Here is a 23875-nt window from a genome sequence, read left to right as displayed (position 1 = left end):
CGGGGTTTATAATGTGACCGGATCGGCGACCTTAATATCAAAGGCGCCGGTCAGGACTTTTTCATTTCTTTTGATCTGAAGAAAAACACGGTATTGTCCCTCTTTTGGAAATGAATACGGGAACGAAATGCGCGTTCCGTGTTCCATATCTGTCATGCCGCCGCCGCTTGTATTGTACATGCCCATTTCTGTCATCAGAAATATCTCGCGATCCACCATCGGCATAGCCCTGAGCCTTGCCAGGTGCTTGTCGATACTGTCCCGGAATATTTCGGGTTCAGGCCGTCGGGCTATGCGGGCGGTGTCGGCAATCCGGTTTTTGAAGGATTTTTCTGCTGCCACGGAATAGGATCCGGTGGGGTGCAGGTGGATGTAAACGGAACCATCGGAACGAACCACTACCGCATGGCCCAACATTCCCAGGTAAGGCTCCGGAAAACAAGGGCTATTATCCGGATTATAAATTTCAAAATTGAGCTGGTAGGGTTTTCCCGCTTCCAGTGGTTTGTCCGGCTTTCCCTCCCAAATCGCATAGGAGCCGTCTTTAAAAACCGTCTTGGTGCCCGGCTTGCCGCAGATCACGACATTTTCGCCCATCGGTACCTTTCCCGGCATATCCAGCGGATCGGTGACAATATAAGTGTCTTCAACCGGGGAGCTATTCTGAGAAGGTGCGTAAGCTTGGGGGCCAGGAAGGTCCAGCGTGTCGACAATGGTCTCGGCAAACCCGGAATATTGTACAATGTCGGAGTACACCAGATATTTGCCGGCAGGTAAGTCGGGAAGGAATGCGTCAAATGTAAGACTGTCTTTACGCTCGGGGTGGATATGCGCAAATGCATCGAGGCCCGGTGTCCGTACCAGGAAGGTATGCATGAGCTTGCCGTGGTCAGGTACGAGCGTGCTCAGCATGCTGCCCCTGAAGCGCTTGTTCCAGCCGGTGGTGTCGATTTGCAGCCTGAATATGCGCTGGGAATCAGCCTCCGCAACAGATGCATTTGCTTTAAGCGGCTTATACAGCCACTCCTTGTATTCTGCCGCCCAGCTGTCCCACCAACTGCTGCCCCCGTATAGGACCAGTGAGCATACGACAGCGGCAATTCCCATGTTGAGCCGGCGTTTACGTTTCTGACCTGGACTCAGCTCTTCTCCGGGTTTCAACAGCCCGTCACTCACACTGGCCCCAATGGTGGTAATCATCAACACGAACAACAACAAGCCCAGAACACCAAGTCCGATACCCAGCTCGCCAGGCATTTTCCGTTCCGCGGTAGACACCGCTACAATGGGCACGATTAGCTCGCCGGTACCCTGGTTGCCCTCAATGCGGATCTGGGCACTGGAAGAGCCCCACTCCATCAGCCAGACTGAACCTTGAAATTGTCCCGTTTGCCCGGCTACGACGGTGAGTTCGTCGGATGAAGGGGCACCTTTATCGCCGGAATAGAAGTAAACGGGTCTGATAGCAACCCTTTTTGCCGCGCCATTTTCAATAAAAACTGTTATTTGCGCCGTTCCCGGAATGACATCGGGCGGAACAATGCTCACCAGCACTTTATAAGGCCCTGCCTGGGCCTGCATTTGAACGCCGGCGCTCCCTACGTGTGAGTAGGAGGCGATGCTCATAAATAGCAGAAGAAATATAAGGAGAGTCTTTTTCATCGTTGAATTTTATGCATCCAGTTGCCCCAGGCGAGTCCGATCCGGGTGGAAATCAGCGTCAACAGCAGCGCTATGCCCAGACCTTTGATCATGTCTGGTGTTTCTTCCTCCATCCACGGGCCGAATTTGTAACGATATTGCCAGTTTGGATCATTTCCGAAATACCAGTAATGACTTCCGAAAAACCAGTTTCTGGCATATGGGGATTCCATGAGAAAACCTCCGAAGTACCATTGAATCAGGAAGAATACAAAAAGAAACGCGCTCCCAAGTAAAACGGTCAGTTTCCAGTCATTGAGGTAGGCGAAGCGGTGTCTTAGGATATCGATGACCATGGCGGGGATCATGAGCAGCAATGGGAAATGGAATCCCTGGTAGTGATCGATATGGTTGAGGATCGGGCCAAGCTTCGGCTCGGCGGGGAAAAGCGGGATGATCCATAGCGTGGCGAGCATCAGAAAGGTGTATACGCCCGTTACGGCGGTAATCGTCCATTTGTGGGAAACAGCCTTTCCTACCGACATGAGTAATAGGGGCAATGCCGCGCCGGCAAATATGTAAAAGCTCGAACGGTGGGATTGCATCCGGCCCAACTCTTCGGAGATCAATGTGTACCAAATAGTGAGTAAAAAGCCTGCTGACAATGCAAAAAGCCAGAATAACGTCGTGTCGGCCGATTTGCTTGAGGCGTGGACCAGGTTGGCGGCGATTTTAAACTGGTTTTTGATGGCGATCACGCTGATCATAGCCCCGAACTGAATACCTATGATCCCCAGGATCAGTACAGTATGCGGTGGCGACAGAATGGTAACGTCGAGGCCGTAGGTATTGTGCCACCAATCGTCAAACGGAGCTGAAGTAAGCATAGACAGTGCGCCCCAGACGCAGAATAATGCGCCCAGCGAGCTGTAAAAAAAGCCCCAGATCCTAACGCTGCCTGCCTTTTCAAAGGAGCTGCCCCAGAACGTTTTTCTAAGAATCTCATAACCTGAAAATAACCCGGCTACGACTGCTCCCAGGTAAATAACCAGGTGTGGCGGTGATAAAAGTCCATCGCGACCAATGCTCATATGCCAGCAGATATCCCAGATCAACCCGGTGATGACGCAAAAAGAGGCAAAAACCGTGGCGAAAATATAAATGGGTATGGCCGGATTGCCTGGCATAGTCGCCGTCCGGTCGATGAAACCCGGACGAGGGACAATCGTTTTTTGCATCATGTAGAGGAAATTGAGTAGTGGCTGTAAATCTCGTAAAATAGACAATCGGAATGGCCATCACCCCCATTGTCGCTCAATATTTTATCAGCAGATTTCAGAAGGGGCGCATAGCCTTTACAAACCGGCCTTTAAAATAGGTGGAAAACAGATTGTCCTCCCGTACACCTCTGGAAGTGGACGCGTGGATAAAAATGATTTCCTGACTGCCCTTTACGTCGGTGACGATGCCGGCGTGGGACACATAGCCTTCTTTTCCCGCTTCAGGTACAAAAAACAGCCAGTCACCGGGCTTGATATCTTCAATTTTGCTGACCTCCTGGCCAAATTCGGATTGTTGCCAGGAAATGCGGGGCACTTTTACCCCTATTTCTGAATAAACCGAGCAGATCAGACCTGAGCAGTCGATGCCGCCCTTATCGTTCCCGCCCGAGCGATAGGGGGTCCCGGTATAAGTGCGGGCGACCTGCACGACCTCGGGAATGTCGCCCGCAGATACGGGGCGCGAGCGGGAAGCTGCCGGTGCGGTTGCGCGCGACGGGGTTGGCTTACGGGCTGGTGCTTTTGCTACGGGCCTGCGTGTGGGAGCACTCCGGGTTCGTGAACCGGTATTTCTTTCGGGCGTTCTGCGGAGTGTGTCGCAGGAAAACAGGAGTGAGGTGATAAAGAGTATACAGATTGTGTAAAGTGAAAGGGGAATTTGCTTCTTCATGCGTGAGCGATGTATTGACCCGATGGTTGATTCAAAAATAACAATTATATGTTTGCGAGGATATTTTCAATGTGAACCTGGCAGATGAACTGCTACTATTTTAACTCCGTGCAGGCTGAAAAATTGTGATAAATGTTGCGAGGCTGCCGGCTTTGTAAGTAGCTTTGTTACTGACTTTCATTCCATTTAAAACAGTATTGACCCCTGATGAAAATTATTTGTGTAGGCCGGAATTACGCGGAGCATATTGCCGAATTAAATAACCAGACACCCGAATCCCCGGTTATATTTCTGAAACCCGAAACCGCACAGATTCGCCTGGGAGAGCCCTTCTTCTATCCGGATTTTTCAAAGGATGTTCATTATGAGGTGGAGCTCGTTGTGAAAATCAACAGGACCGGCAAGAATATAGAGGAAAAATTCGCCCACAAGTATTATGATGAAATCGGTATCGGTATCGATTTTACCGCCCGGGATTTGCAATCGGAACTAAAAGCGAAAGGCCTTCCCTGGGAGCTGGCCAAGGCATTCAACGGGTCGGCTCCGGTGTCCGAGTTTGTCCCTGTTTCCGACTTTGAAGACATTCAGCATATCGATTTCAGTCTCGATGTCAATGGTGAAACCCGCCAGAATGGCAATTCTTCGATGATGATCTACCGGATCAATTATCTGATTTCGTTCGTTTCCAGGTTCTTCATGCTTAAAAAAGGAGATCTGATCTTCACGGGAACGCCGAAAGGGGTCGGTCCGGTGCAGATCGGCGATAAGCTGACCGCTTCGATAGAAGGCAAGAAGATGCTCGAACTGTACGTTAAGTAAACCATACTCTTCATATCACCGGTCATTGTACCGCCTATTCATGCACTTTTTCATGCGAAAGTATTTTCGGGCATTCGCCCGTTCCGGGCTGTTTGTATTGGGTTTGTCAGGCATTGGAATGATGTCATTTGCGCAGAAACAGTCCTATCCCCAAGGCTACTACCAGTTTCCTATTCGTCCCGGATTGCCTAATTCGCTGGCGGGAGGGTTGGGAGATCTGCGGAGCAACCACTTTCATGCGGGTCTGGATATCCGCACGCAGCAGCGTGAAGGCCTGCCAGTTTATGCGGCGGCGGAAGGCTATGTTTACAAAGTGGCCGTTCAGCGGACCGGCTATGGAAATGTGATTTACCTGCGTCATCTGAACGGACAGACGACGGTGTATGGGCACTTATTGAAATTCAGCGACCCGCTGGCTAACTATGTGCGCGAGGAGCAATACAAAAAGCAGGCTTTTGAGATTGACCTTTTTCCTGAGGCAGGCAAGTATGTGTTCAAAAAGGGGGAGGTGATCGCACTATCGGGTAATACGGGTGGCTCGGCCGGCCCGCATTTGCATTTTGAAATACGTGATTCGAAAGACAATTACTTGAATCCGCTGTATTTCGGTTTCGCTGAGATTAGAGACGTAACGCCGCCCAAATTCGTGAACCTTGCGATCAGGCCCTTGGATATTAACGGGCGGGTGAACGGACAGTTCGACCGGAAGGTGTATGCCCCCGTCAAGCTTAAAGATGGTTCGTATCGTTTGCCTTACCCGGTTTCAGCCACCGGTATCATCGGTATCGATCTGGTCGCCCACGATCAGATGACCGGAACCGGTTTCAGGTATGGTTTGCAATGCATTGAAATCCGGATGGATGGGAAGGAAGTTTTCTCGTACAATATGGAGATATTCCCTAACACTTCTACACGTGACTATAACAACCTGATCGACTACGAAACCGAACAGGAAACCGGGCAGCGCTTTCTGAAATGCTACGTGCCCGACGGCAATAATTTTAACCTGTATAAAACCGGCGCTTACAAGGGAAAGCTGAACATTACCGACACGCTGAGTCACGAGGTTAGGATTAGAATTTCTGATTCCTACGAGAACTTCTCTGAGCTGGAATTTACAATCAAAGGAGAACCGCAAAACCTTCCCCTGCCGATATTCAACACCGAGGTGAATCCGGAATGGATACAAACCGACGTGCAGGAGAATACTTTGGTCGTGAAAGCGAAATATTACCGAAGCCAGAATCCTTCGGCTGTCTATTACATTCAGGGAAAGGAGGAAAAAAAGGCCCCTGACTTTTATGCGGGCGAATCTGCCGTTTTCCTTACTGATCTCCGCCAGTACCGTCCCGATTCAGTGAAAATCGGGAACTCGACGGTAAGAACCTATCTGCGTAGTCAGGTACTTCCGGGAATTGCTTCGTCATACAAAGAGGCCAAATGGTCGGTAGATTTCCAGAATACCAGCCTGTTTGACACACTGTTTCTGATGGGTCGACGGAATTTCAATGCATTGACCATTAATAACCGGGGCACTGCATTGAATGATTACATTAACGTAACTTTTGCGCCCGAAAAGGTGCCAGAGGACAAATCGCGTACTTTTGTGTACCGTTATGTGAATGGTGATTACCGCTTTATGGGAGGGAAATGGGAGGACGACCTGATTCGTTTCCAGACCCGCGAACTGGGTACTTTTGTGACGCAGGTGGATACCATTCCTCCAAAGATCAGGCTGGTGGAGCATAGCAAGCAGCGCATAAGAGGATATATATGGGATCCGATGGCAGGTATCGACCATTTCAAGGCGCTTATCAATGGTGAATGGGTATTGCTGAACTATGATTTCAAAAAAGGATATATCTGGTCTGAGAAACTCGATGACGGTCAGCCATTTGAGGGAGAACTCGTACTGGAAGTGACGGATAGGGCCGGAAATAATACTATCTTGCGAACAGAATTGGTTGAACCGGTTGTTATCCGTAAGAAAACCAAAAAACGCAAACGATAGATTATGGGACTTCAAGTCGGTGACCCCGCACCCGCATTTTCAGTAAAAGACCAGAACGGAAACGAAGTAAAATTGTCGGATTTAAAGGGAGAAAAAGTGGTTTTGTACTTTTATCCCAAGGACAACACACCTACCTGTACCAACCAGGCCTGCAATATCCGTGACAACTATCAGTTGCTTTTGAAAAAGGGGTACAAGGTTTTTGGCGTGAGCCCGGACAGCGAGAAATCGCATCAAAGGTTCATCAAAAAACATAACCTGCCCTTCCCCCTGCTGGCTGACACCGAGCATAAAATGGTAGAAGCTTACGGCGTCTGGGGAGAAAAAACATTATTTGGCCGCACTTATATGGGTGTGCTCCGCACAACTTTCGTCATCAACAAAAAGGGGATCATAGAGGAGATTATTTCCAAAGTGGAATCATCGAAACACACTGATCAAATTCTTGGAAAAACTGAATAATAATCAGTCATTTTACCATTCCGAATAGCAGGACATTTACGCCGCCTAAATGGTCCCGCACTTCGGGTAACCGGATTAAGGACAGTCCAATAGAAAATAAATAAAAATGGAAATTGAACAATTAGAAAAAGTTGCTTCCCAGGTTCGCAGGGACATCGTACGGATGGTACATGGTTGTCAGTCGGGTCACCCGGGAGGATCTCTGGGATGCACCGATTTGTTGGTAGCATTGTATTTTGAGCGTATGAAGCTTAAAGAGCAGGATGGCAAGGTTGTATTCGATATGGACGGTAAGGATGAAGATCTGTTCTTCCTTTCGAATGGCCACATTTCTCCTGTATGGTACAGCGTTCTGGCCCGGAAGGGTTATTTCCCTGTTTCCGAATTGGCTACTTTCCGTAAGCTGGATTCCCGTTTGCAGGGGCACCCTACCACGCACGAACACCTCGAAGGCATTCGGATCGCATCCGGTTCGCTGGGGCAAGGTATGTCGGTGGCGATCGGGGCGGCATTATCCAAGAAACTGAACAACGACAAAGGAATAGTATATGTGCTGATGGGCGATGGCGAGCAGCAGGAAGGACAGGTTTGGGAAGCGGCTACTTTCGCACCACACCATGAAGTCGACAACCTGATCGCATTCATTGACCTGAACGGTCAGCAGATCGACGGCCCTACGCTTAAAGTAATGAACAACCGCGACCTGGGCGCGAAATATGAAGCATTTGGCTGGGAAGTAATCTCCATCGAAGAAGGTAACGACATGGCGTCGATCCTGAAAGGGCTTTATGAAGCGAAAGGCCGTTTGGGACATGGCAGGCCAATTATGATATTGCTCCATACCGGAATGGGTTATGGTGTGGATTTCATGATGGGAAGCCACAAATGGCACGGTGTTGCGCCTAATGACGAACAACTGGCAGCTGCACTGGCTCAGTTGGAAGAAACTTTGGGAGATTACTAACAGACCAGAACCGGGACGTTTGATAAGTCCCATGGTTTCATAAACAGAATCATAAAAAATGAAAAAATACACTTTCACCGAGAAGAAAGATACACGTTCAGGCTTCGGGGCCGGAATGCATGTGCTGGGCCAGCAAAACCCCAACGTCGTGGCGCTTTGTGCCGACCTGGTTGGTTCATTGAAATTAGAGCCATTCATTAAGGAAAACCCTGAGCGTTTTGTTCAATGCGGTATTTCCGAAGCCAATATGATCGGTATTTCAGCCGGTCTGACGATCGGAGGCAAAATCCCTTTCGCTACTACATTTGCTAACTTCGCGACAGGGCGCGTTTATGACCAGATCCGTCAGAGCGTTGCCTATTCCGGAAAAAATGTAAAAATCTGTGCTTCACATGCGGGCCTTACGTTGGGTGAGGATGGGGCGACTCACCAGATCCTGGAAGACATTGGTATGATGAAAATGCTTCCCGGCATGACCGTCATCAACCCTTGTGACTACAACCAGACTAAAGCGGCTACGATCGCGATTGCTGAATACGATGGTCCTGTTTACCTGCGTTTCGGACGTCCGGTGATCCCTATTTTCACCGATGCCGACCAGAAATTTGAAATTGGCAAGGCATGGATGGTTAACGAAGGTACCGACGTGAGTATCTTCGCAACCGGACACATGGTCTGGGAGGCGATTCAGGCAGGAGAATTGCTGGAAGCAGAGGGTATCAACGCAGAGATCATCAACATCCACACCATTAAGCCCTTGGATGAAGAGGCAGTGTTGAAATCTGTTGAAAAAACAGGTTGCGTGGTAACTGCGGAAGAACACAACCGCATTGGTGGCTTGGGCGACAGCATCGCGCAGGTGCTAGTGAAGCACAGACTGGCTCCACAGGAATATGTAGCTGTGAATGACAGCTTCGGAGAAAGCGGAACGCCTGCGCAATTGCTTGAAAAGTACGGTCTGACAGCGAAGCACATCGTGGAAGCTGCCAAACGTGCGATTGCAAGAAAATAACTTGGAGCTTTTCCGGCATGAAGGTGTCGGTTATTGACAGAGTCCTGCTATTGTGAGAACATTGTTTTTACAATAGCAGGACTCAATTTATTTGCCCTGAACCGAAAAATAAAGTATTATTGGTTGGCGTTGACTTCGGGTTCAGGCAACAAAACATGTCCCGCAGATTTTCCTGTAAGTAACGATCAGGTTAACACTGATTAAATGTCCGACGAAGAATTATTATCCCTTTTTGAGAATCCCGAAACGCGGAGGAACGCTTTCAACCAGCTGGTGCGCAAGTATCAGCAAAAAGTATATTGGCTTGTACGGAAAATGGTGGTGGATCATGACGACGCTAACGACATTACCCAGGACGTTTTTATCAAAGCATGGACGGCCCTGGAAAACTTTCGGGGAGACGCTAAGCTTTATACCTGGCTTTACCGGATCGCGAGTAACGAGGCCATCAATTTTCTGAATAAAAAGCGGCGGAAGTATTTCATTCCGATCTATGACGTCGAGAATGAGCTGAGCGAGAAACTGGAAGCCGACCCGGAGCTAAGCGGCGATGCCATTCAGCTCAAATTGCAAAAGGCATTATTAAAATTACCGGAAAAGCAAAGACTGGTTTTTAACCTGAGATATTTTGAGGATTTACCTTACGAAGAAATCTCGGAAATCACCGGGACATCGGTGGGTGCGCTAAAAGCCTCATATCATTGGGCTTCTAAAAAAATTGAAGATTTTTTGAATGGGAGCGATTAAACTATTTGCTATTACTTTGGTCAAACCTTCACAAGACAGGAAATATAAATAATCATGGACAAAAAACGTATACGGCTGGATGACCTGAAAAGGGAGACACCCTTCACCGTGCCGGAAGGTTATTTTGACAAGCTGCCGCAAATGATCCAGGCCAGGATTCGTGCGGAGCCAGTTCGTAAACCCCTCGTGAGTTGGTCGTGGCAACGATCTGTGGCGTTAGTATCCGCAATGGCGCTTATTTTCGTGCTGGTATGGGTAACTTTTCCGGAACGCCAGGGTTCACTGGGGAAGGAGCCTTTGAGCGGTGTTAGCGACGCCTCTATTATTGATTATCTGGAAGAGCAGAATATCAGTTATTATGATTTGAGTGAACATAAAGTAGTCCAGAAGGCGTTCGATACCGATTCAACGGTACTCAATTACCTGGATGGGCTGGATGACAATATTCTCCGTCAGCAATTGGAGGAAGCCATTTCAGTTCAGGAGACTATATGACCCTAACACATGACCAAAAATGAACTTACGACTAGTAATTAAACGGTATCGAAACACTTTTGCGCTCCTGCTCCTTACGTTTGGGGCCATTACATCGGCCCATGCACAACGGCGCTCCGAAGAGGAGATCAAGAGAATACAGGATGCCAAGGTAGCTATTATTACCAACCGCCTGAATCTGACGCCCGAGCAATCAACCGGTTTCTGGCCCATTTACAATGAATATTCCCAAAAACGAAGGGAGATCCACAGGGCACAGCGTAAGATCATCAATGATAAAAAGGCCGAGGGACAGAACGACGAACAGGTTCTGAATAACCTGAAAGAAGTTCAGGAACTGAGGCAAAAGGAACTGGATCTGGAAAAGGAATATCAGAACAAGTTTTTAAAGGTAATTACTGCTAGCCAGGTGATTGAATTATACAAAGCTGAACGTACATTCAACGACATGCTGATCCAGCGGTTAAAACAGAAAAACTGAGGAAATAAGTAACCTGCTTGTCGACTTATTACAAAACAGAAAGGCCCGCAACCATTTGGAGCGGGCCTTTTCTTTGCTATTGCCTGGTGTCAATGAGCGCCGACAGCCTCTACCTCACCAATACCTTTGGTTTCAACAGAGATGTTTCTAAGCGGGGCCGAGTGCTTTTTGAAATCCTGGATGATTTCCAGCACGTCGTAATCTATGTTCATCGACTTGCTGCCATCGATAACGACCTTCGTGCCGTCGGGGAGGTTATCAAGTGTGGCGCTGATGCTTCCTTTGTTCAGGAATGTCACTTCTTCCGAGAGCAAAAGCGTGATCACTTCGCCGTTCCGGTGCTCTTCTTTGATATAATGGTAAGAATGCTTGTAATTCTTTCTCAGAATAAAATAGATCGCGATAACCATACCTATACCGATACCTTTGAGCAAATCGGTGCTCAGGATGGCAATAATGGTCACCACGAAGGGTATAAACTGTTCCAGACCCAGCTTGTACATTCCTTTGTACAAAGAGAATTTGGACAACTTGTAACCCACCATCAACAGGATCGCTGCCAGCGATGCGAGTGGAATATAGTTGAGGAATTTAGCAATAAACACCGCTGAAATAAGAAGGATCATGCCATGGATGATGGTACTCATTCTGGTACGGCCACCTGAGTCGATATTGGCAGAACTGCGAACGATTACCTGCGTGATAGGCAATCCGCCAATCAGGCCGGATATCATGTTACCTGCGCCTTGCGCCATCAGCTCACGATTCGTTGGCGTGCTCCGTTTAAACGGGTCGAGGCGATCGGTTGCTTCAACTGAAAGTAGTGTTTCAAGGCTGGCAACGATGGCCAGCGTTAGCGCTACGGTGTAAACCTCAGGCTTGGTTATCGCGGAAAAATCCGGTGTTTTGAAGAAACTGAAAAACTCCGAGGCGCTCGAAGCAACGGGAAGCTGTACCATGTGTTCACCGGCTAATGCCCAATGAGGTGCAACCGAACCGAATACCAGGTTCAGGATAACGCCGATCAGTACCACGAACAGTGCACCGGGAATATACCGGAACAACTGTATTTTCTTCATGAACGGCTTGTCGAACAGAATCAACAATGCCAGTGAAACGATGGAAATGATGATAGCGCCGGTGCTGTTGTACCGAAGTGAGTAATACACCTCGGTGAAAGTATTACGGCCATCTTTCTGAGCAAATGCCTCATCGCCCATGAAATCGGCATCGTAACCGAATGCGTGTGGTATCTCTTTCAGAATAAGTGTAATACCGATAGCTGCCAGCATTCCCTTGATCACCGATGATGGGAAGTAATAGCCGATGATGCCCGCTTTCAGCAAGCCGGCAATCATTTGCAAAACTCCTGCAAGCACGACGGCGAGCAGAAAAGCCTCGAAGCTGCCCAGCGTGTCGAGCGCATTGAGTACAATCACAACCAGACCCGCTGCCGGACCTGCCACACCCAGGGAGGAGCCGCTCAGCGAGCCTACTACGATTCCGCCTATAATGCCGGCAATAACACCCGAAAAAAGAAGATCGGAGCGCCCGGTTGAGGCTAGCGCAATACCGAGGCATAACGGCAGCGCTACCAGGGATACGACGAGCCCGGCAGGTAAATCGTATTTGATATTGGCGAACAGACTTTTATTATTCAATGACATACGATTGATTCAAAAATGGATCATTAATTGGATTACTCAGCATGCAGAACCGCTGATCAGACTAACTGCGGTATTTCAAGACGGTATACGTCGTCGGCGAAATTGGAGGCGTCAATCGTAACGTCCATGTCTTTCAGGATACCATTGCTGATGTCGTAGACGACACCGTGCACTTGGAGTGGTTTGCCATTCGCCCATGCGGTTTGTACGATGGTCGTTTTGGCAAGGTCGCGTACCTGCTCCTGAACGTTGATTTCGACAAAGCGGTCGGCCCTTGCTTTGGGATCTTCGATCGCATTCAGCTCCTGTGCGTGCAAGCGGTACACGTCTTTGATGTGGCGCAGCCAGTTGTCGATGAGGCCCACCTGCTTGTTGCCCATGGCAGTGATCACGCCCCCGCAGCCATAATGTCCGCAGACAAGGATATGCTCCACACCCAGTACATTCACGGAATAATCGAGCACGCTCAGCATGCTGATGTCGGTGTGAATCACCATGTTGGCGATGTTCCGGTGTACAAAGATGTCGCCGGGCTGGGTACCGGTGAGCTGATTGGCGGGAACACGGCTATCGGAGCAGCCTATCCAAAGGAATTTAGGTGCCTGGCCCTTTGCCAGGTTACTGAAAAATTCCGGGTTTTCCTTTGTCGTTTGCTCTGCCCACTTTTTGTTGTTTTCAAATAACTGATTATATGCCCTTATCATGATTTCCTGGTTAAATAGAAGAATGGAATAATAGACAGACACGTGCGTATGGATGCGGAAATATCGCATCGTGTTACGACGGTATGCATTCGGAAGGATGTTGGGGAAGAAATCAGATAAGCTCCGGAGGCGGAGAAAGCAGATTGCGGTAAATTTCCTTTTCGAAATTCGCGGTGTAGAAGAATAAGCTTTTGACCGGTATCAATGTGACGGAGCGGTCAAAATAGACGCTATGTGAATGTAGTAGCTGGTCGTCATTCAGTTTTTCGACCTCTGTTTTTTCATTGTCGCAGGTTCCTGTATCGCAAACCACAGATGACTTTTCCTTGGCCAGCAGGAGGCTGGCTACATCTGTGGCTTTACAGATGAGGAAGGCCGTAAGTAGTATGAGACAAAGTGTTCTGAGCACGGGAAAAACAAATTTTGGGGCAAAGGCGTAACACGCAACCCATTTTAAACGTTCGGAGGATCACCGTTTATTATACCCTGCAGATGAATTTTATGTTAATTCTATCACAAGAACAAATAAAAAAGGGTCGTATCAAACAACCCTTACTTATTCGTTTTCCACGCTTTTTCATTGTTCTCCAGCCAACGTCCCACAAGGAAGGCGCTGGTGAGCAGAACTACATAAAAAGCGATCATTATAATGGTCATCGTCATGATTGAATTCAATTAGAATGCGATATACTGTGCGCAAAAATAGCTAAAAAATGCCAGACCCGGATCGCAGTTCGGAAAAAATTAGAGCACACCTTTGGTCGACGGCATAAAATCGAGCGCTTTCAGGTCACGTTTGACCGCCATTTTAATCGCCTTCGCAAAGGCTTTGAAAATCGATTCGATCTTATGATGTTCGTTGTCTCCTTCAACTTTGATATTGAGATTAGATAGCGAAGTGTCTGAAAATGACTTGAAGAAGTGAAAGAACATCTCCGTGGGCATTTCGCCAATCTTTTCGCGTTTGAATTCAGCATTCCAGACGATCCACGGCCGGCCGGAGAAATCGATTGCTACCTGGGCCAGCGCTTCATCCATGGGCAACAGGAAGCCGTAGCGGCTGATACCGCGCTTATCTCCAATCGCTTGCCGGTATGCTTCGCCCAATGCAAGGGCCGTGTCTTCAATGGTATGGTGCTCATCGATATGCAGATCGCCCACCACACGGATAGAAAGGTCGGCACCGGAATGCCTGGCCAACTGATCGAGCATATGGTCGAAGAAGCCAAGGCCGGTGTGAATGTCCGAACGGCCGCTGCCGTCGAGATTAAGTTCTACTTTTATCTGCGTCTCCTTGGTGTTTCTTTCAACGAATGCGGTCCGTGACGGCAATTTCAAATGTTCATAAATTGTATCCCAGTCATCGGAAACCAACGCAGTGCTCGCGTTCATTTCTTTCGAAAGATCATTGTCAGGTAGCTCGGGGCGGAATAGAATTGCTTTTGCGCCGAGATTGACGGCCAGTTGCACATCGGTGAGTCTATCCCCGATTACATAACTGTTGGCCAGGTCATATTCATCCGAAAAATAGGCAGTAAGCATTCCCGTACCCGGCTTGCGGGTAGGCAGATTGTCTTCTGGAAAACTACGGTCAATATGGACATTGGAAAAAAGGATATTTTCTCCGGCCAGTGTGTTGACCATCTTGTTCTGTGCGGGCCAGAAAGTATCCTCCGGAAAGGAGTTGGTTCCGAGCCCGTCCTGATTGGTCACCATCACCAGTTCATAATCAGTTTCTTCGGCAATCTTCCTTAACGAGGAAATAGCTTTGGGCAAGAATTCGAGCTTTTCGAGTGAATCTACCTGAAAATCGGTGGGAGGCTCGACGATGATCGTGCCGTCACGATCGATAAAAAGAACTTTTTTCATTAACACACTTGGATTACCGGCGCCATGCTGCGATGCCAGGGGAGCTTATTTCCTGCAAAGTTCGCAAAGAATGCTTAATAGAAAAGCAGCAGATAAGAATAATGACAGGTTCCGGGAATTTTGTGAGATAGGAGAGCGGTTGAGAAATTGTAACTTTGTATTCAACAATCCATCAGAAATAATGTTTACAGGTATCGTAGAATCAGTCGGCGAAGTAGTTAAAGTGGAAGAACAGGGAACGAATAAGACCTTTACTTTTCGGTCGGCCATTGCCGGGGAATTCAAGATAGATCAGAGTGTGAGCCATAACGGTGTTTGTCTCACAGTAGTAGCAGTGAACGGAGATGAATACGATGTGACCGCCATTGAGGAAACACTGCTTAAAACCAATCTTGGCGAGCTCATTCCAGGAAATAAGGTGAATCTGGAGCGCTGTATGCCAGCCAATGGACGGTTCGATGGTCACATTGTACAGGGGCATGTCGATCAAACGGCAAAGTGTATTTCAGTAGAGGAACGCGACGGAAGCTGGTTATTCGATTTTGAATACGATGCCTCAAAGGGCAACATCACCGTTGAAAAAGGATCCATATGTATTAACGGTGTCAGTCTGACCGTTTTCAATTCGGGAGAAAACACTTTCCGCGTGGCTATTATCCCCTATACTTACAACTTTACCAACTTCCATTCGTTGAAAGCCGGGGATTCGGTTAACCTGGAATTCGATATCCTGGGTAAGTATATCAAGAGAATTCTGGGTTCATATGCAGTTTAGCATGTTTGCATCTTGGAATATTACGTTTATTTTTACCCGTTTATAATACCAAAGCGCATCAAATATATTCATGGCCAAAATAAGTACACAGTCCAGGACTGACCTTTTCATTCATATCGGAATCATTGTCTCGCTGCTTTTGGTCCTTTTTCTGGGGTTTTTCTTCGTTTACCTACCGTTTACTACCAATCACGGTGAAGCCATTACCGTTCCGGATCTGAAAAAAAAGAATGTCCAGGACCTGGAAGATTTTCTGGGCGATCGTGACCTGAGATATGAAGTCGATTGTACGTTTGTGACCAATGTGCCTCCTTTGACGATTATTTCTCAATATCCGCTACCCGGTTCGAAGGTAAAAGAAGGCCGGAAGATTTATGTAACCGTTGTTTCGCGAACGGCACCTTTGATTAAGATGCCTAAGCTCACCGATATGACGCACCGGAGTGCGCAGATGCTGCTCAAAAGTGTAGGGTTGGAAGAGGGAAATATTTCCTACGTCCCGGATATGGCGCAGAACGCGGTATTGAGACAAATGTATAATGGGAAAGAAATCCTGCCCGGGCAGCCCATTGCAAAGGGGTCAAAAATTGATCTGGAATTGGGGGAAGGGCTTGGTACTGCCCAATTTGAGGCGCCATCAGTTATCGGAATGCCTCTGGATGAGGCGAAGATCGCTATCGTCGGTGCCGGGCTTAAAGTAGGGCAGCAAATGGAAATACCGGCCGAAGAAGGTCAGGCAGCTGGCTCGGTAGTGAGGCAGAATCCCGATGCCGGAAATAAGGTAAGAATTGGAGATGTAATAGACTTGTGGGTTACACCACAGGCGCCTGAATCAAGTGATAATGAAAATCAACCGGAGCAGTAGGCTTTCTTTGAATCATAAACTTTTTATCTGGATCTTTCTCCTGGGGATAGTTCAAAGCCAGGCTGTGAAAGCACAATTACGGCTTGTTCCGATCGATCGCCAGGGCTATGCGGAAAGCGGAGTCCGGAAAAATGATAATCTGCGGACGGAGGCATCCCTTAACCTGCCTTTTTTTGACGACTTCTCCACTTCGAAGTCCTTAAGTCCTAATACGAGAAATTGGCTTCCCGGAAGTGGCGTTTACATTAACAATACGCTATCGATTTCGCATCCATCACTGAATGTAGCGACATTTGACGGCCTGAATGCCAATGGTACTCCGTATAATCTAGTTAATCCCCTCACGCAAGGTTACACCGACACGCTTACATCGCAGCCTATCAATTTAGCCGGTAAAGTAGCGGCTGATTCAGTTTATTTCAGTTTTTATTGGGGTGCCAAGGGGCTCGGAGAGCTACCGGATTCCAGTGACTTTCTCGGACTGGAGTTTTATAGCAAGACAAAAGAATGGGTACCTGTCTGGACACGACTAGGATACAAGGTGGACACATTGTTTCATCAGCAATTCATCGCCATTAAAGACCCCAACTATTTCCACGATGCATTCCAGTTCCGGTTCAGATCTTACGGGAGAAGTTCAGGACCTTACGACACGTGGCATCTTGATTACGTGTATCTGAATTCCAAGAGGTCTGTGAAGCAGCCATACTTATTTGATGTGGCTATGCGAAAACCGGTTTCTAATTTTTTGAAAAAATATACAGCGATGCCGTTGCGGCAATATCAGGTGAACCCGCAAGCTGCTACGGCGGACTCGATGAGAACTGATCTCGTAAATAATTTCAATAATTTTAATATCGTCACAAGCACCTACACACTGACCGATGAACAAAAAGGAACCGAATTTTTGCGGAGTGTTCAGAGATCCATTTATGTAGAATCATTGAAACCGCTGGGGCTGAGGGTGAAGTTGCCCGTCATTAATGCAGGATCCAAGATCGACAGCCTGCGTCTGGTGAGCAAGTTTTTTATCACGACCACCGACACGATACCAGGTGTTAATCTTAAAACCAACGATACGATTGTCGGCAGGGCGGTACTGTCGGATTACTTTGCCTATGATGATGGTAGTGCCGAATATGGTGTTCAGGTGAATCAGAAACTCGCACGTGTGGCCGTTCAGTATGTTCTCAGCAAGGCAGATACGATCGGCGGAATACGAATGTCGATGGTATCTTTTAATAAGGATATCTCGGGGCAGGGGTTTACGATACAGATTTTTGGTAACAAGAACGGTAAACCCGATCAACTGATTGCGCAAAGGTCAGTCGCGGTGAAATACCCGGTAATGCGGAATGGTTTTGTAGATTATGCGTTCAGTAGCCCTATCGCCGTACCCGATACCTTTTATGTCGGTTGGCTTCAGATCAATGACCAACCAGTGACGGTAGGGTTTGACAGAAATTCTATACTGGGGAAAAATATGATTTATTACAACCTCGGGACAGAATGGGCGAAAGAAACCACTTTGAAAGGTACGATCATGATCAGACCTTACCTCGGAGCAAAAGCGCAGAGTATTGTTACAGGAAATGAACCTTTGGAGAAAGAAAGTATTTTCTATCCCAATCCTGTCCGGGACGAGATCCGCTGGAAGGGCAGATTACTGAAGCAAATTGATGTGTATGATACGAGGGGTACGCTGGTCAAATCTGTTTTGCCGTCCGCAGGGCAACAGTCCGTGCCGCTCGGGGCATTGAATCAGGGAATATACATGATTAAAGCTACGGACGGGAAACGTTCTTTTGTGCAAAAGATGTTAATCTCAAAATAGACCAAATCGTTACAAATTTAATAAATATGGATATTACCGTAGAAGAACTGAAAGAACGTCTGGAAAAAGGCGAGGACCTTCATTTTTATGATGTCCGCGAGGAGCATGAGTATGAAGAGGATAACCTGGGCGCAATACTGATACCTCTTGGCGAGCTTCCCGACCATTTGGATGAACTGGAAGCTTTGAAGGATGAAGAAATCATTATCCACTGCCGGTCTGGCGCAAGAAGCGGAAAGGCGGCAAGATATCTGGAGTCGCAAGGGTTCGCCAACGTGAGAAACGTGTTAGGAGGAATCCTGGCTTACCGCGAACTGGAAGACTAATCTTTATCGTAGGCATTTGATAGCTGCACGCCATCAAATGCCTACGATCCCTGTCCGGATCGCTGGGTGACATATTCGAGAATGCGATCGTAATCGTCCGGATGAAACCACTCAAAATTTCCCTGATGTCTGAACCAGGTTAGTTGGCGTTTTGCGTATCGCCGCGAATTCTGTTTTAAGAGCTTAATCATTTCAAGCTCGTCGTATTCCCCGTCGAGAAAGCCATACACTTCTTTATAACCAACTGTCTGCAGGGCATGATGAGTCCTGAACCCAATAAGACTTTTGGCTTCTGCTATCAGGCCTTCACCTAGCATCATATCCATTCTTTGATCGATTCGTTCATATAGCTCCGCGCGGTTTCTGTCCAGCGCGATGTTAATCATGTTAAATGGCCGCACACGCGTGTTTTTTATCCTGAACTGGCTGATGGGCATCCGCGAGGTGTAAAAAACCTCCAGAGCCCGTAAAACGCGCTGCGGATTTGAAATTTCGGGAGTAGCAGCAAATACCGGATCGATCTGACGAACTTCATCCTGCAATGCCGGAAGGCCATGATCCGCCAGCTTGTGTGTCAGTGAGTCCCGTAAACCGGGTAGGGGCGGGGGAAGGTCGTCGAGCCCGTCGGTAACGGCTTTGACATAGAAGCCCGATCCTCCGGTCATTACAACGATATCGTATTGATGGAAAAGCTCATCCAATAGGGCTAGCGCATCCCGTTCGAAGTCGCCTGCACTATATGATTCGGATATTGAATGCGAGTTGATGAAATGGTGCGGTACCTGTGCCAGTTCTTCCGGCGAAGGCTTAGCAGTACCGATATTTAGTTCCCTGAAAAACTGCCGGGAATCTGCGGAGATAATTTCGGTATTTAGCGTACTGGCCAGCCGGATAGATAAGGCGGTTTTCCCTACCGCAGTAGGACCTGCTACGGTTACCAGATATTTCTTTGGGCTATTTGGCATTGTGCCGTTTTTATTTGAATTTTAATCAGGACAAAAATAGAGATATGGATTCCTCTGTACTACTTTTTTTAATCATTGCGCTTTTAGCGGGTGGTGCGGCCGGGGCTGCCATAAACACTTATTTCCAGAACAGAAAGTCGAGGAAATATGTGTCCACACACGAAGCTTCCGTTCTGGTTGAGCGGATTGAGAAGGTTTTCAAGGTGGTGATGGCCGAGGGGTATTTTACAGAAATCTACAACTATCAGCACGATAGGAATATCTGGAATCTGATTAATGATAAAAAGAAAGCCCTCATCATTGCTAAGGCAAAGGTATTGGTCGGTTACGACTTTGGGAAAATGAAGTTTCACCGTCCGGACGGTGAACGGAAGCTGGTAATCGATTTTTTCCCTGCACCGGAGATTCTGTCTATCGATACCGATTATAAATTTTACGATATAGAGCAAGGCTGGCTCAATAGGTTTCATAGCGATGACTATACCGCCATTCTGAATGAAGCAAAGCAGACGATGAATGATAAAGCGTTGGAAAGTGATCTGCCACGAATTGCCGGCAATCAGGTTCAATTAATGATTTTTCAACTAGCAGCCTCTATGAATTGGTCTGTGGAGATGAAACTGCCGGATGGTAACGCCGCTATGTTAAAGGAATATACGCATTACCGTACACTGGAAGCGCAGATCGATTCTTTAGAGACGCCGAAGGATTAGTAGTTTTTTTTGTATAATTTATGCGTTAAACGCCTCTATCTCGTCATATTGGGATTTATCTGCGTATTGACTCGTACAGTTCTTTCTTTTATCACTTTCTAAACTTTAACAGTTATGTTTAAAAAATTATTACTATTTGCCTGTGTAGCATTGATGGTTGCGTTAGTAAGCTGCGAAGGAAAAAAGGGTGATGTTGGTCCAGCCGGGCCAGCGGGTGCCGCCGGCCCGGCTGGACCTGCCGGTGCAGATGGTGAGGACGGTGCGGGTAGCTCTGCATTGATCATTTCAACCGGAACAGATACAACAGACGCGGATGGAAGTTACATTACAGGTATTCCTGACTTGTCGGCTGATGAGGAAGAACTGTTAAAGTCATCCGCTGTGCTAGTGTATCTGAAATCAGGTGATGTTTATTGGGCAATGCCAGGCGTGGTCACCTTTCCCGGGGATAAGTTAAGTAGTTTTACATTCATCCACGGAGTTCAGCAGTCAACGTTCTTTGTGCAATTAATTCCCACCAACTGGAGCGAGGATCAGGATAAAGCACCGGTCAGGATTTTTCAAGATGTGCGTGTCGTAATTATTCCCGGTACGATCTTAGGCAGAATGAGCGCGGAAGTCGACTTGAAAAATTATGAGAAGACTATAGCAGCACTTGGCTTAACAGACCAGAAAGTTAAATCAGCAGGCAAACTGAAGTTGAAATTGAAAAAGTAAGACATCACAAATGTTGCGATGAGGATACAGAGATGAAATGCTCGTCACAACATTTTTTGAAGGTAGCTAAAAAGCGAAAGAGCTTCCAATTTGGGAGCTCTTTCGCTTTTATCATCATCTCTGATTTCTTAGTATTCCCAAAGTCCGTGTTCGAGTTCCATCAGCTCCTGTTCGTAGTTCAGGGATTTGATCAGGGCCTCTTTTTCGCCATTGTAAATATCCAAAAATGCCTTGTCATTGGCGTTCGAGAACTTGGTGATCCTTCCGTAGAACAAACGAAGATCGAAAGCATCTGCGAGATTTTTATTCTGAGCGGTATTGTGGGTGTTATACCAGATATATTTCTTAGGATCGCTTCTGAAAAGTCTTTCTACATCTTTCCATTTGAATGAAGCAACGGGCAATTCAAGTCCTGTTGCGGTTTGGTCGGATGGAAGAACGATTGTTAATGTCTGAATGTCGTTGTACAGGCGGGATCTCTTCTTGTCAAAAACCCAGTCCTCTTTTACCTCCAGAATGCTTAGCTGATCGGGGAAATATTCCTCTTCGGAAGCAGCAACCTGTGTGCTGAACGCCGTTGAGTCCACTTTGGGTTGCTCCACAACCGGTGGCTCTTCCTTAGCGACTTCGGTTTTTGCGCCTTTTTTGGATGACTTCTTCTTAGGTGGACCCCATCCGTCATCTTCTGCCGCGGCTTCTTTCTTAGTATCTTTCTTTGCATTACCCCAGCCATCATCAGCTGTTGCTGCTTGCTTAGCGGGATCAGTTTTCGCTTTTGAGTCCCAACCATCCTCTTTTTTAGCAGCATCCCCAAATCCGGCAGCTATTTCTTCCTCTGAGAGGCCGGCAGTTTGGTTGGGGATAAGAATACGTTTATGAAGTTCATCTCCGGTTATTTTGGTAGCGCATGAATCATTCACAAATGCATCGATCAAGCCGGCTTTGGCAGCATCCAACAGATAGCGGGTAATTTCATTGTTTTTAGAGAACATCGAGATGTTCTGCTTTTCTTTGAGGTCAACCCGCCTCCAAAGTGTCCTTTTCATCATCACATCCCCATCAGCGATCGGTCGCGACGAGAACTGATTTGCAGTCGAATCCTCTTTCTCCTGAGCAAAGGCACCGGTTGCTCCGAGGGATAAAGAAAGCAGTGACCATGCAATCGTTTTTCCGTTCATTCTTCTCATATCATGCATAAGGTTGTATTGTCCAATCAACGACTAAAAGACCTGGATTAGTATAGTGTTACAGTACGAGTTTGGTTACCCATTTCAACCTCACTTACAGCGCCTTTGAAATTCTGACGTTCTACTTTCAGAATTGAAATTACGTATCTGTCTCCAGGTTGTGCTTGCTGCGCCAGAGACGAAATCGAACCGCCACCACCATTCAAAGTGACGCCATTGATACGTCTTGGGCCGCGGGCCAAGGATATCTCGACTTGTGATACTCGGAATTTGGCATCTTCAGGTGAGAAGTTTTTGAAGCTCTCGTCAGGAACAGCAACAATCTGAATACTTCTGGCACCGGAGGCAGGTGCTCCACGTCGCTCGTCAAAAACAGCACCATTCACCCTGACTTCCAGGGATGGTTTCGGAACCCGGTTCACACGAAACGGTTCAGAACCCAATACATTGCCAGCGTTGCTTACCGTGATATTCAACTGCGCTTTGCTGGGAACAATAGTGAATTTACCTTTTTGCTGGCTGTTAATGATCTCTCCACCATCCGTTGAGAAACTTGGAGCCCAAAGCGGACCAAGTGCAGGGCTTTGAATGCTCAGTTTATTCGCGCAACCCAGGTACAACGGAGGTAAGGTTCCAGTCTCTATCTGATAGGAAGGCTTCACTACGAAGTACTCCTGAGTCATCGTATAGGTAGTATCTCTTCCCGACGGAGTAGGGATTGTGATTTGTCCTTTGAGTTCTCGTTTCGCAAGGCCTTCTGCATTGTAACCGCCACCCTGGGCCGTAAATTCGATCAACCCGACACCGTTTTCTACTTTTACGGGAGAACCGTTCAGGCTCATACGCGGCGTGATACCCGACGCCGAAGCGGCAATAAACATTTGTCCTTTGAATTTGGTACCTGCTACAACCGTTTTTGCATCGGCGCTCACCATTGCAAGTACACGGTCGAATTTGATATCAGCGGCACCTACTTTACTTGCCAGGTAATTCAGGACTTCGCCTTCCATCCGACGGATATCCGTTTGTTTCTGGCTTAAAACTGCCAGAGCAGCTGCTACCGGCGTAGATTCGAAGTTCAGCTCAGCGAAATCTTTGTTTCTCTGGTCTTTATTACCTTTTGCAACCGGATCTTCTCTGCCATCCAGAGCGAGTCCCTTGAACTGGTTGGGTGAGTACTTATTAAGAGATGTGGTATAAGTATTCAATGTTTGCTTCAATTGGTAAGCTTTGCCATTTTTTCTTACGCCGATCATCAATTCCGCTACTTTTGCTTCTTCCTGAGGGTTTTTAATGCCTCCTTCTTCATTAAAACCGCCACCGGCATTCTTAATGATTTCCTGTTTCAAAGCGTTCAACTCATTTGAGATGCTGGACGAAAGCTTACGAACTTCGTCAGCCTGTTTGATCACCTCCACATCAGCCGACCGGTTCCCCGATTTCTCTACTGCGGCTTTGATTTTGAGTACGGTTTCCTGATTTATTTTGTCAGCTGCTCCTGATGATAGTTCTAGGGAATTGTTCAGAAGGATGAATTTTTCGATGATGGCTGAACTTACCTGCAATGCGAGCATCGCTGTAAGTACCAGATACATCATTCCAATCATCTTTTGACGGGGTGTTTCTTTTCCACCTGCCATATTGTTGTGTAATCAGTTTTCAGTGATCGAA

24 protein-coding genes are annotated in these 23875 nt (G+C 47.4%); 14 read left to right on the top strand and 10 right to left on the bottom strand.

Annotated elements, in window-relative coordinates:
• Window positions 1–6: 6 nt before the first annotated feature.
• The 3 genes from BP71_RS18120 to BP71_RS18110 all read right to left on the bottom strand — a co-directional run bounded on the left by BP71_RS18120 (window position 7) and on the right by BP71_RS18110 (window position 3591).
• Window positions 7–1662 carry a DUF8832 domain-containing protein gene (locus tag BP71_RS18120; protein WP_496381696.1) on the bottom strand — a complete coding sequence of 552 codons (1656 nt, stop codon included), beginning with the start codon at window positions 1660–1662 and terminating at the stop codon, window positions 7–9.
• Window positions 1659–2879 carry a hypothetical protein gene (locus BP71_RS18115; RefSeq protein ID WP_496381867.1) on the bottom strand — a complete coding sequence of 407 codons (1221 nt, stop codon included), beginning with the start codon at window positions 2877–2879 and terminating at the stop codon, window positions 1659–1661. The genes BP71_RS18120 and BP71_RS18115 overlap by 4 nt, the downstream gene beginning before the upstream one ends.
• A gap of 97 nt (window positions 2880–2976) precedes the next feature.
• The gene (locus BP71_RS18110) at window positions 2977–3591 is read right to left on the bottom strand and encodes a C40 family peptidase (RefSeq protein ID WP_496381695.1); all 615 of its coding nucleotides are present in this window, start codon (window positions 3589–3591) and stop codon (window positions 2977–2979) included.
• A gap of 207 nt (window positions 3592–3798) precedes the next feature.
• On the opposite strand from BP71_RS18110, the gene BP71_RS18105 reads away from it, so the two are divergent.
• From BP71_RS18105 to BP71_RS18070, 8 genes are all read left to right on the top strand, one after another.
• Window positions 3799–4410, top strand: coding sequence for a fumarylacetoacetate hydrolase family protein (locus tag BP71_RS18105; RefSeq protein ID WP_496381693.1), 612 nt, complete (start codon window positions 3799–3801; stop codon window positions 4408–4410).
• Window positions 4411–4462: 52 nt separating this feature from the next.
• Window positions 4463–6421 (top strand): M23 family metallopeptidase, encoded by a 1959-nt coding sequence (locus BP71_RS18100; RefSeq protein WP_496381691.1) that lies wholly within the window; start codon window positions 4463–4465, stop codon window positions 6419–6421.
• A 3-nt stretch (window positions 6422–6424) separates the two neighbouring features.
• Entirely contained in the window at window positions 6425–6883 is a 459-nt protein-coding gene (gene bcp / locus BP71_RS18095; protein ID WP_496381689.1) for a thioredoxin-dependent thiol peroxidase, read from the top strand.
• Between the two features lie 106 nt (window positions 6884–6989).
• Window positions 6990–7847, top strand: coding sequence for a transketolase (locus BP71_RS18090; protein ID WP_496381688.1), 858 nt, complete (start codon window positions 6990–6992; stop codon window positions 7845–7847).
• Between the two features lie 58 nt (window positions 7848–7905).
• Window positions 7906–8859 carry a transketolase family protein gene (locus tag BP71_RS18085; protein ID WP_496381686.1) on the top strand — a complete coding sequence of 318 codons (954 nt, stop codon included), beginning with the start codon at window positions 7906–7908 and terminating at the stop codon, window positions 8857–8859.
• 204 nt (window positions 8860–9063) lie between these two features.
• On the top strand, window positions 9064–9606 hold the full coding sequence (locus BP71_RS18080; protein WP_496381684.1) for a sigma-70 family RNA polymerase sigma factor: 543 nt from the start codon (window positions 9064–9066) through the stop codon (window positions 9604–9606).
• Window positions 9607–9660: 54 nt separating this feature from the next.
• Complete coding sequence (locus BP71_RS18075) at window positions 9661–10101, top strand: hypothetical protein (protein WP_496381682.1); 441 nt, start codon at window positions 9661–9663, stop codon at window positions 10099–10101.
• A gap of 19 nt (window positions 10102–10120) precedes the next feature.
• The gene (locus BP71_RS18070) at window positions 10121–10582 is read left to right on the top strand and encodes a hypothetical protein (protein ID WP_496381680.1); all 462 of its coding nucleotides are present in this window, start codon (window positions 10121–10123) and stop codon (window positions 10580–10582) included.
• An 89-nt stretch (window positions 10583–10671) separates the two neighbouring features.
• Here BP71_RS18070 and BP71_RS18065 read toward each other — a convergent pair whose 3' ends face one another.
• From BP71_RS18065 to hisB, 4 genes are all read right to left on the bottom strand, one after another.
• Window positions 10672–12249 carry a SulP family inorganic anion transporter gene (locus BP71_RS18065; protein WP_496381679.1) on the bottom strand — a complete coding sequence of 526 codons (1578 nt, stop codon included), beginning with the start codon at window positions 12247–12249 and terminating at the stop codon, window positions 10672–10674.
• A gap of 56 nt (window positions 12250–12305) precedes the next feature.
• Window positions 12306–12953, bottom strand: coding sequence for a carbonate dehydratase (gene can / locus BP71_RS18060; RefSeq protein ID WP_496381677.1), 648 nt, complete (start codon window positions 12951–12953; stop codon window positions 12306–12308).
• Between the two features lie 112 nt (window positions 12954–13065).
• Entirely contained in the window at window positions 13066–13362 is a 297-nt protein-coding gene (locus BP71_RS18055) for a hypothetical protein (protein ID WP_496381675.1), read from the bottom strand.
• 335 nt (window positions 13363–13697) lie between these two features.
• Complete coding sequence (gene hisB / locus BP71_RS18050) at window positions 13698–14822, bottom strand: bifunctional histidinol-phosphatase/imidazoleglycerol-phosphate dehydratase HisB (RefSeq protein WP_496381673.1); 1125 nt, start codon at window positions 14820–14822, stop codon at window positions 13698–13700.
• Window positions 14823–15003: 181 nt separating this feature from the next.
• Here hisB and BP71_RS18045 point away from each other — a divergent pair, with 181 nt between their 5' ends.
• The 4 genes from BP71_RS18045 (at window position 15004) to BP71_RS18030 (ending at window position 18622) form a co-directional block, all read left to right on the top strand.
• The gene (locus tag BP71_RS18045; protein WP_496381671.1) at window positions 15004–15597 is read left to right on the top strand and encodes a riboflavin synthase; all 594 of its coding nucleotides are present in this window, start codon (window positions 15004–15006) and stop codon (window positions 15595–15597) included.
• A 70-nt stretch (window positions 15598–15667) separates the two neighbouring features.
• Window positions 15668–16462, top strand: a complete 795-nt coding sequence (locus BP71_RS18040) for a PASTA domain-containing protein (RefSeq protein WP_496381669.1) — start codon at window positions 15668–15670, stop codon at window positions 16460–16462.
• A gap of 64 nt (window positions 16463–16526) precedes the next feature.
• On the top strand, window positions 16527–18296 hold the full coding sequence (locus tag BP71_RS18035) for a T9SS type A sorting domain-containing protein (protein WP_496381667.1): 1770 nt from the start codon (window positions 16527–16529) through the stop codon (window positions 18294–18296).
• 26 nt (window positions 18297–18322) lie between these two features.
• Entirely contained in the window at window positions 18323–18622 is a 300-nt protein-coding gene (locus BP71_RS18030; RefSeq protein WP_295929924.1) for a rhodanese-like domain-containing protein, read from the top strand.
• Window positions 18623–18663: 41 nt separating this feature from the next.
• Here BP71_RS18030 and miaA read toward each other — a convergent pair whose 3' ends face one another.
• On the bottom strand, window positions 18664–19587 hold the full coding sequence (gene miaA, locus BP71_RS18025; RefSeq protein WP_496381665.1) for a tRNA (adenosine(37)-N6)-dimethylallyltransferase MiaA: 924 nt from the start codon (window positions 19585–19587) through the stop codon (window positions 18664–18666).
• A 44-nt stretch (window positions 19588–19631) separates the two neighbouring features.
• Here miaA and BP71_RS18020 point away from each other — a divergent pair, with 44 nt between their 5' ends.
• Together BP71_RS18020 and BP71_RS18015 are read left to right on the top strand one after the other, a co-directional pair.
• Window positions 19632–20300: a DUF4230 domain-containing protein gene (locus tag BP71_RS18020; protein ID WP_496381865.1), complete on the top strand. Its 669-nt coding sequence runs from the start codon at window positions 19632–19634 to the stop codon at window positions 20298–20300.
• 114 nt (window positions 20301–20414) lie between these two features.
• A complete protein-coding gene (locus tag BP71_RS18015; protein WP_496381663.1) occupies window positions 20415–21017 on the top strand; it encodes a hypothetical protein in 603 nt (200 codons plus the stop codon).
• A 128-nt stretch (window positions 21018–21145) separates the two neighbouring features.
• Here the strand turns inward: BP71_RS18015 and porN are convergent, their stop codons facing one another.
• Both porN and porM read right to left on the bottom strand, forming a co-directional pair.
• Window positions 21146–22213, bottom strand: coding sequence for a type IX secretion system ring subunit PorN/GldN (gene porN, locus BP71_RS18010; protein WP_496381661.1), 1068 nt, complete (start codon window positions 22211–22213; stop codon window positions 21146–21148).
• A gap of 38 nt (window positions 22214–22251) precedes the next feature.
• A complete protein-coding gene (gene porM / locus BP71_RS18005) occupies window positions 22252–23844 on the bottom strand; it encodes a type IX secretion system motor protein PorM/GldM (RefSeq protein ID WP_496381659.1) in 1593 nt (530 codons plus the stop codon).
• Window positions 23845–23875: the final 31 nt, after the last annotated feature.

It is taken from the genome of Dyadobacter ginsengisoli DSM 21015 (assembly GCF_059568735.1).
Note: the sequence above shows the minus strand (reverse complement) of the source record. Positions and strands in the feature narration are given on the sequence as shown.

What these genes read in the sequence shown, in the direction of transcription:
- BP71_RS18045 (WP_496381671.1), top strand. Translation starts at nt 15,004, where the DNA reads ATGTTTACAGGTATCGTAGAATCAGTCGGCGAAGTAGTTAAAGTGGAA.
- porM (WP_496381659.1), bottom strand. Translation starts at nt 23,844, where the DNA reads ATGGCAGGTGGAAAAGAAACACCCCGTCAAAAGATGATTGGAATGATG.
- porN (WP_496381661.1), bottom strand. Translation starts at nt 22,213, where the DNA reads ATGCATGATATGAGAAGAATGAACGGAAAAACGATTGCATGGTCACTG.
- BP71_RS18015 (WP_496381663.1), top strand. Translation starts at nt 20,415, where the DNA reads ATGTTTAAAAAATTATTACTATTTGCCTGTGTAGCATTGATGGTTGCG.
- BP71_RS18120 (WP_496381696.1), bottom strand. Translation starts at nt 1,662, where the DNA reads ATGAAAAAGACTCTCCTTATATTTCTTCTGCTATTTATGAGCATCGCC.
- BP71_RS18105 (WP_496381693.1), top strand. Translation starts at nt 3,799, where the DNA reads ATGAAAATTATTTGTGTAGGCCGGAATTACGCGGAGCATATTGCCGAA.
- BP71_RS18100 (WP_496381691.1), top strand. Translation starts at nt 4,463, where the DNA reads ATGCGAAAGTATTTTCGGGCATTCGCCCGTTCCGGGCTGTTTGTATTG.
- BP71_RS18065 (WP_496381679.1), bottom strand. Translation starts at nt 12,249, where the DNA reads ATGTCATTGAATAATAAAAGTCTGTTCGCCAATATCAAATACGATTTA.
- BP71_RS18070 (WP_496381680.1), top strand. Translation starts at nt 10,121, where the DNA reads ATGAACTTACGACTAGTAATTAAACGGTATCGAAACACTTTTGCGCTC.
- BP71_RS18030 (WP_295929924.1), top strand. Translation starts at nt 18,323, where the DNA reads ATGGATATTACCGTAGAAGAACTGAAAGAACGTCTGGAAAAAGGCGAG.
- BP71_RS18080 (WP_496381684.1), top strand. Translation starts at nt 9,064, where the DNA reads ATGTCCGACGAAGAATTATTATCCCTTTTTGAGAATCCCGAAACGCGG.
- BP71_RS18110 (WP_496381695.1), bottom strand. Translation starts at nt 3,591, where the DNA reads ATGAAGAAGCAAATTCCCCTTTCACTTTACACAATCTGTATACTCTTT.
- hisB (WP_496381673.1), bottom strand. Translation starts at nt 14,822, where the DNA reads ATGAAAAAAGTTCTTTTTATCGATCGTGACGGCACGATCATCGTCGAG.
- BP71_RS18020 (WP_496381865.1), top strand. Translation starts at nt 19,632, where the DNA reads ATGGATTCCTCTGTACTACTTTTTTTAATCATTGCGCTTTTAGCGGGT.
- BP71_RS18115 (WP_496381867.1), bottom strand. Translation starts at nt 2,879, where the DNA reads ATGCAAAAAACGATTGTCCCTCGTCCGGGTTTCATCGACCGGACGGCG.
- BP71_RS18075 (WP_496381682.1), top strand. Translation starts at nt 9,661, where the DNA reads ATGGACAAAAAACGTATACGGCTGGATGACCTGAAAAGGGAGACACCC.
- can (WP_496381677.1), bottom strand. Translation starts at nt 12,953, where the DNA reads ATGATAAGGGCATATAATCAGTTATTTGAAAACAACAAAAAGTGGGCA.
- BP71_RS18090 (WP_496381688.1), top strand. Translation starts at nt 6,990, where the DNA reads ATGGAAATTGAACAATTAGAAAAAGTTGCTTCCCAGGTTCGCAGGGAC.
- miaA (WP_496381665.1), bottom strand. Translation starts at nt 19,587, where the DNA reads ATGCCAAATAGCCCAAAGAAATATCTGGTAACCGTAGCAGGTCCTACT.
- BP71_RS18040 (WP_496381669.1), top strand. Translation starts at nt 15,668, where the DNA reads ATGGCCAAAATAAGTACACAGTCCAGGACTGACCTTTTCATTCATATC.
- BP71_RS18085 (WP_496381686.1), top strand. Translation starts at nt 7,906, where the DNA reads ATGAAAAAATACACTTTCACCGAGAAGAAAGATACACGTTCAGGCTTC.
- bcp (WP_496381689.1), top strand. Translation starts at nt 6,425, where the DNA reads ATGGGACTTCAAGTCGGTGACCCCGCACCCGCATTTTCAGTAAAAGAC.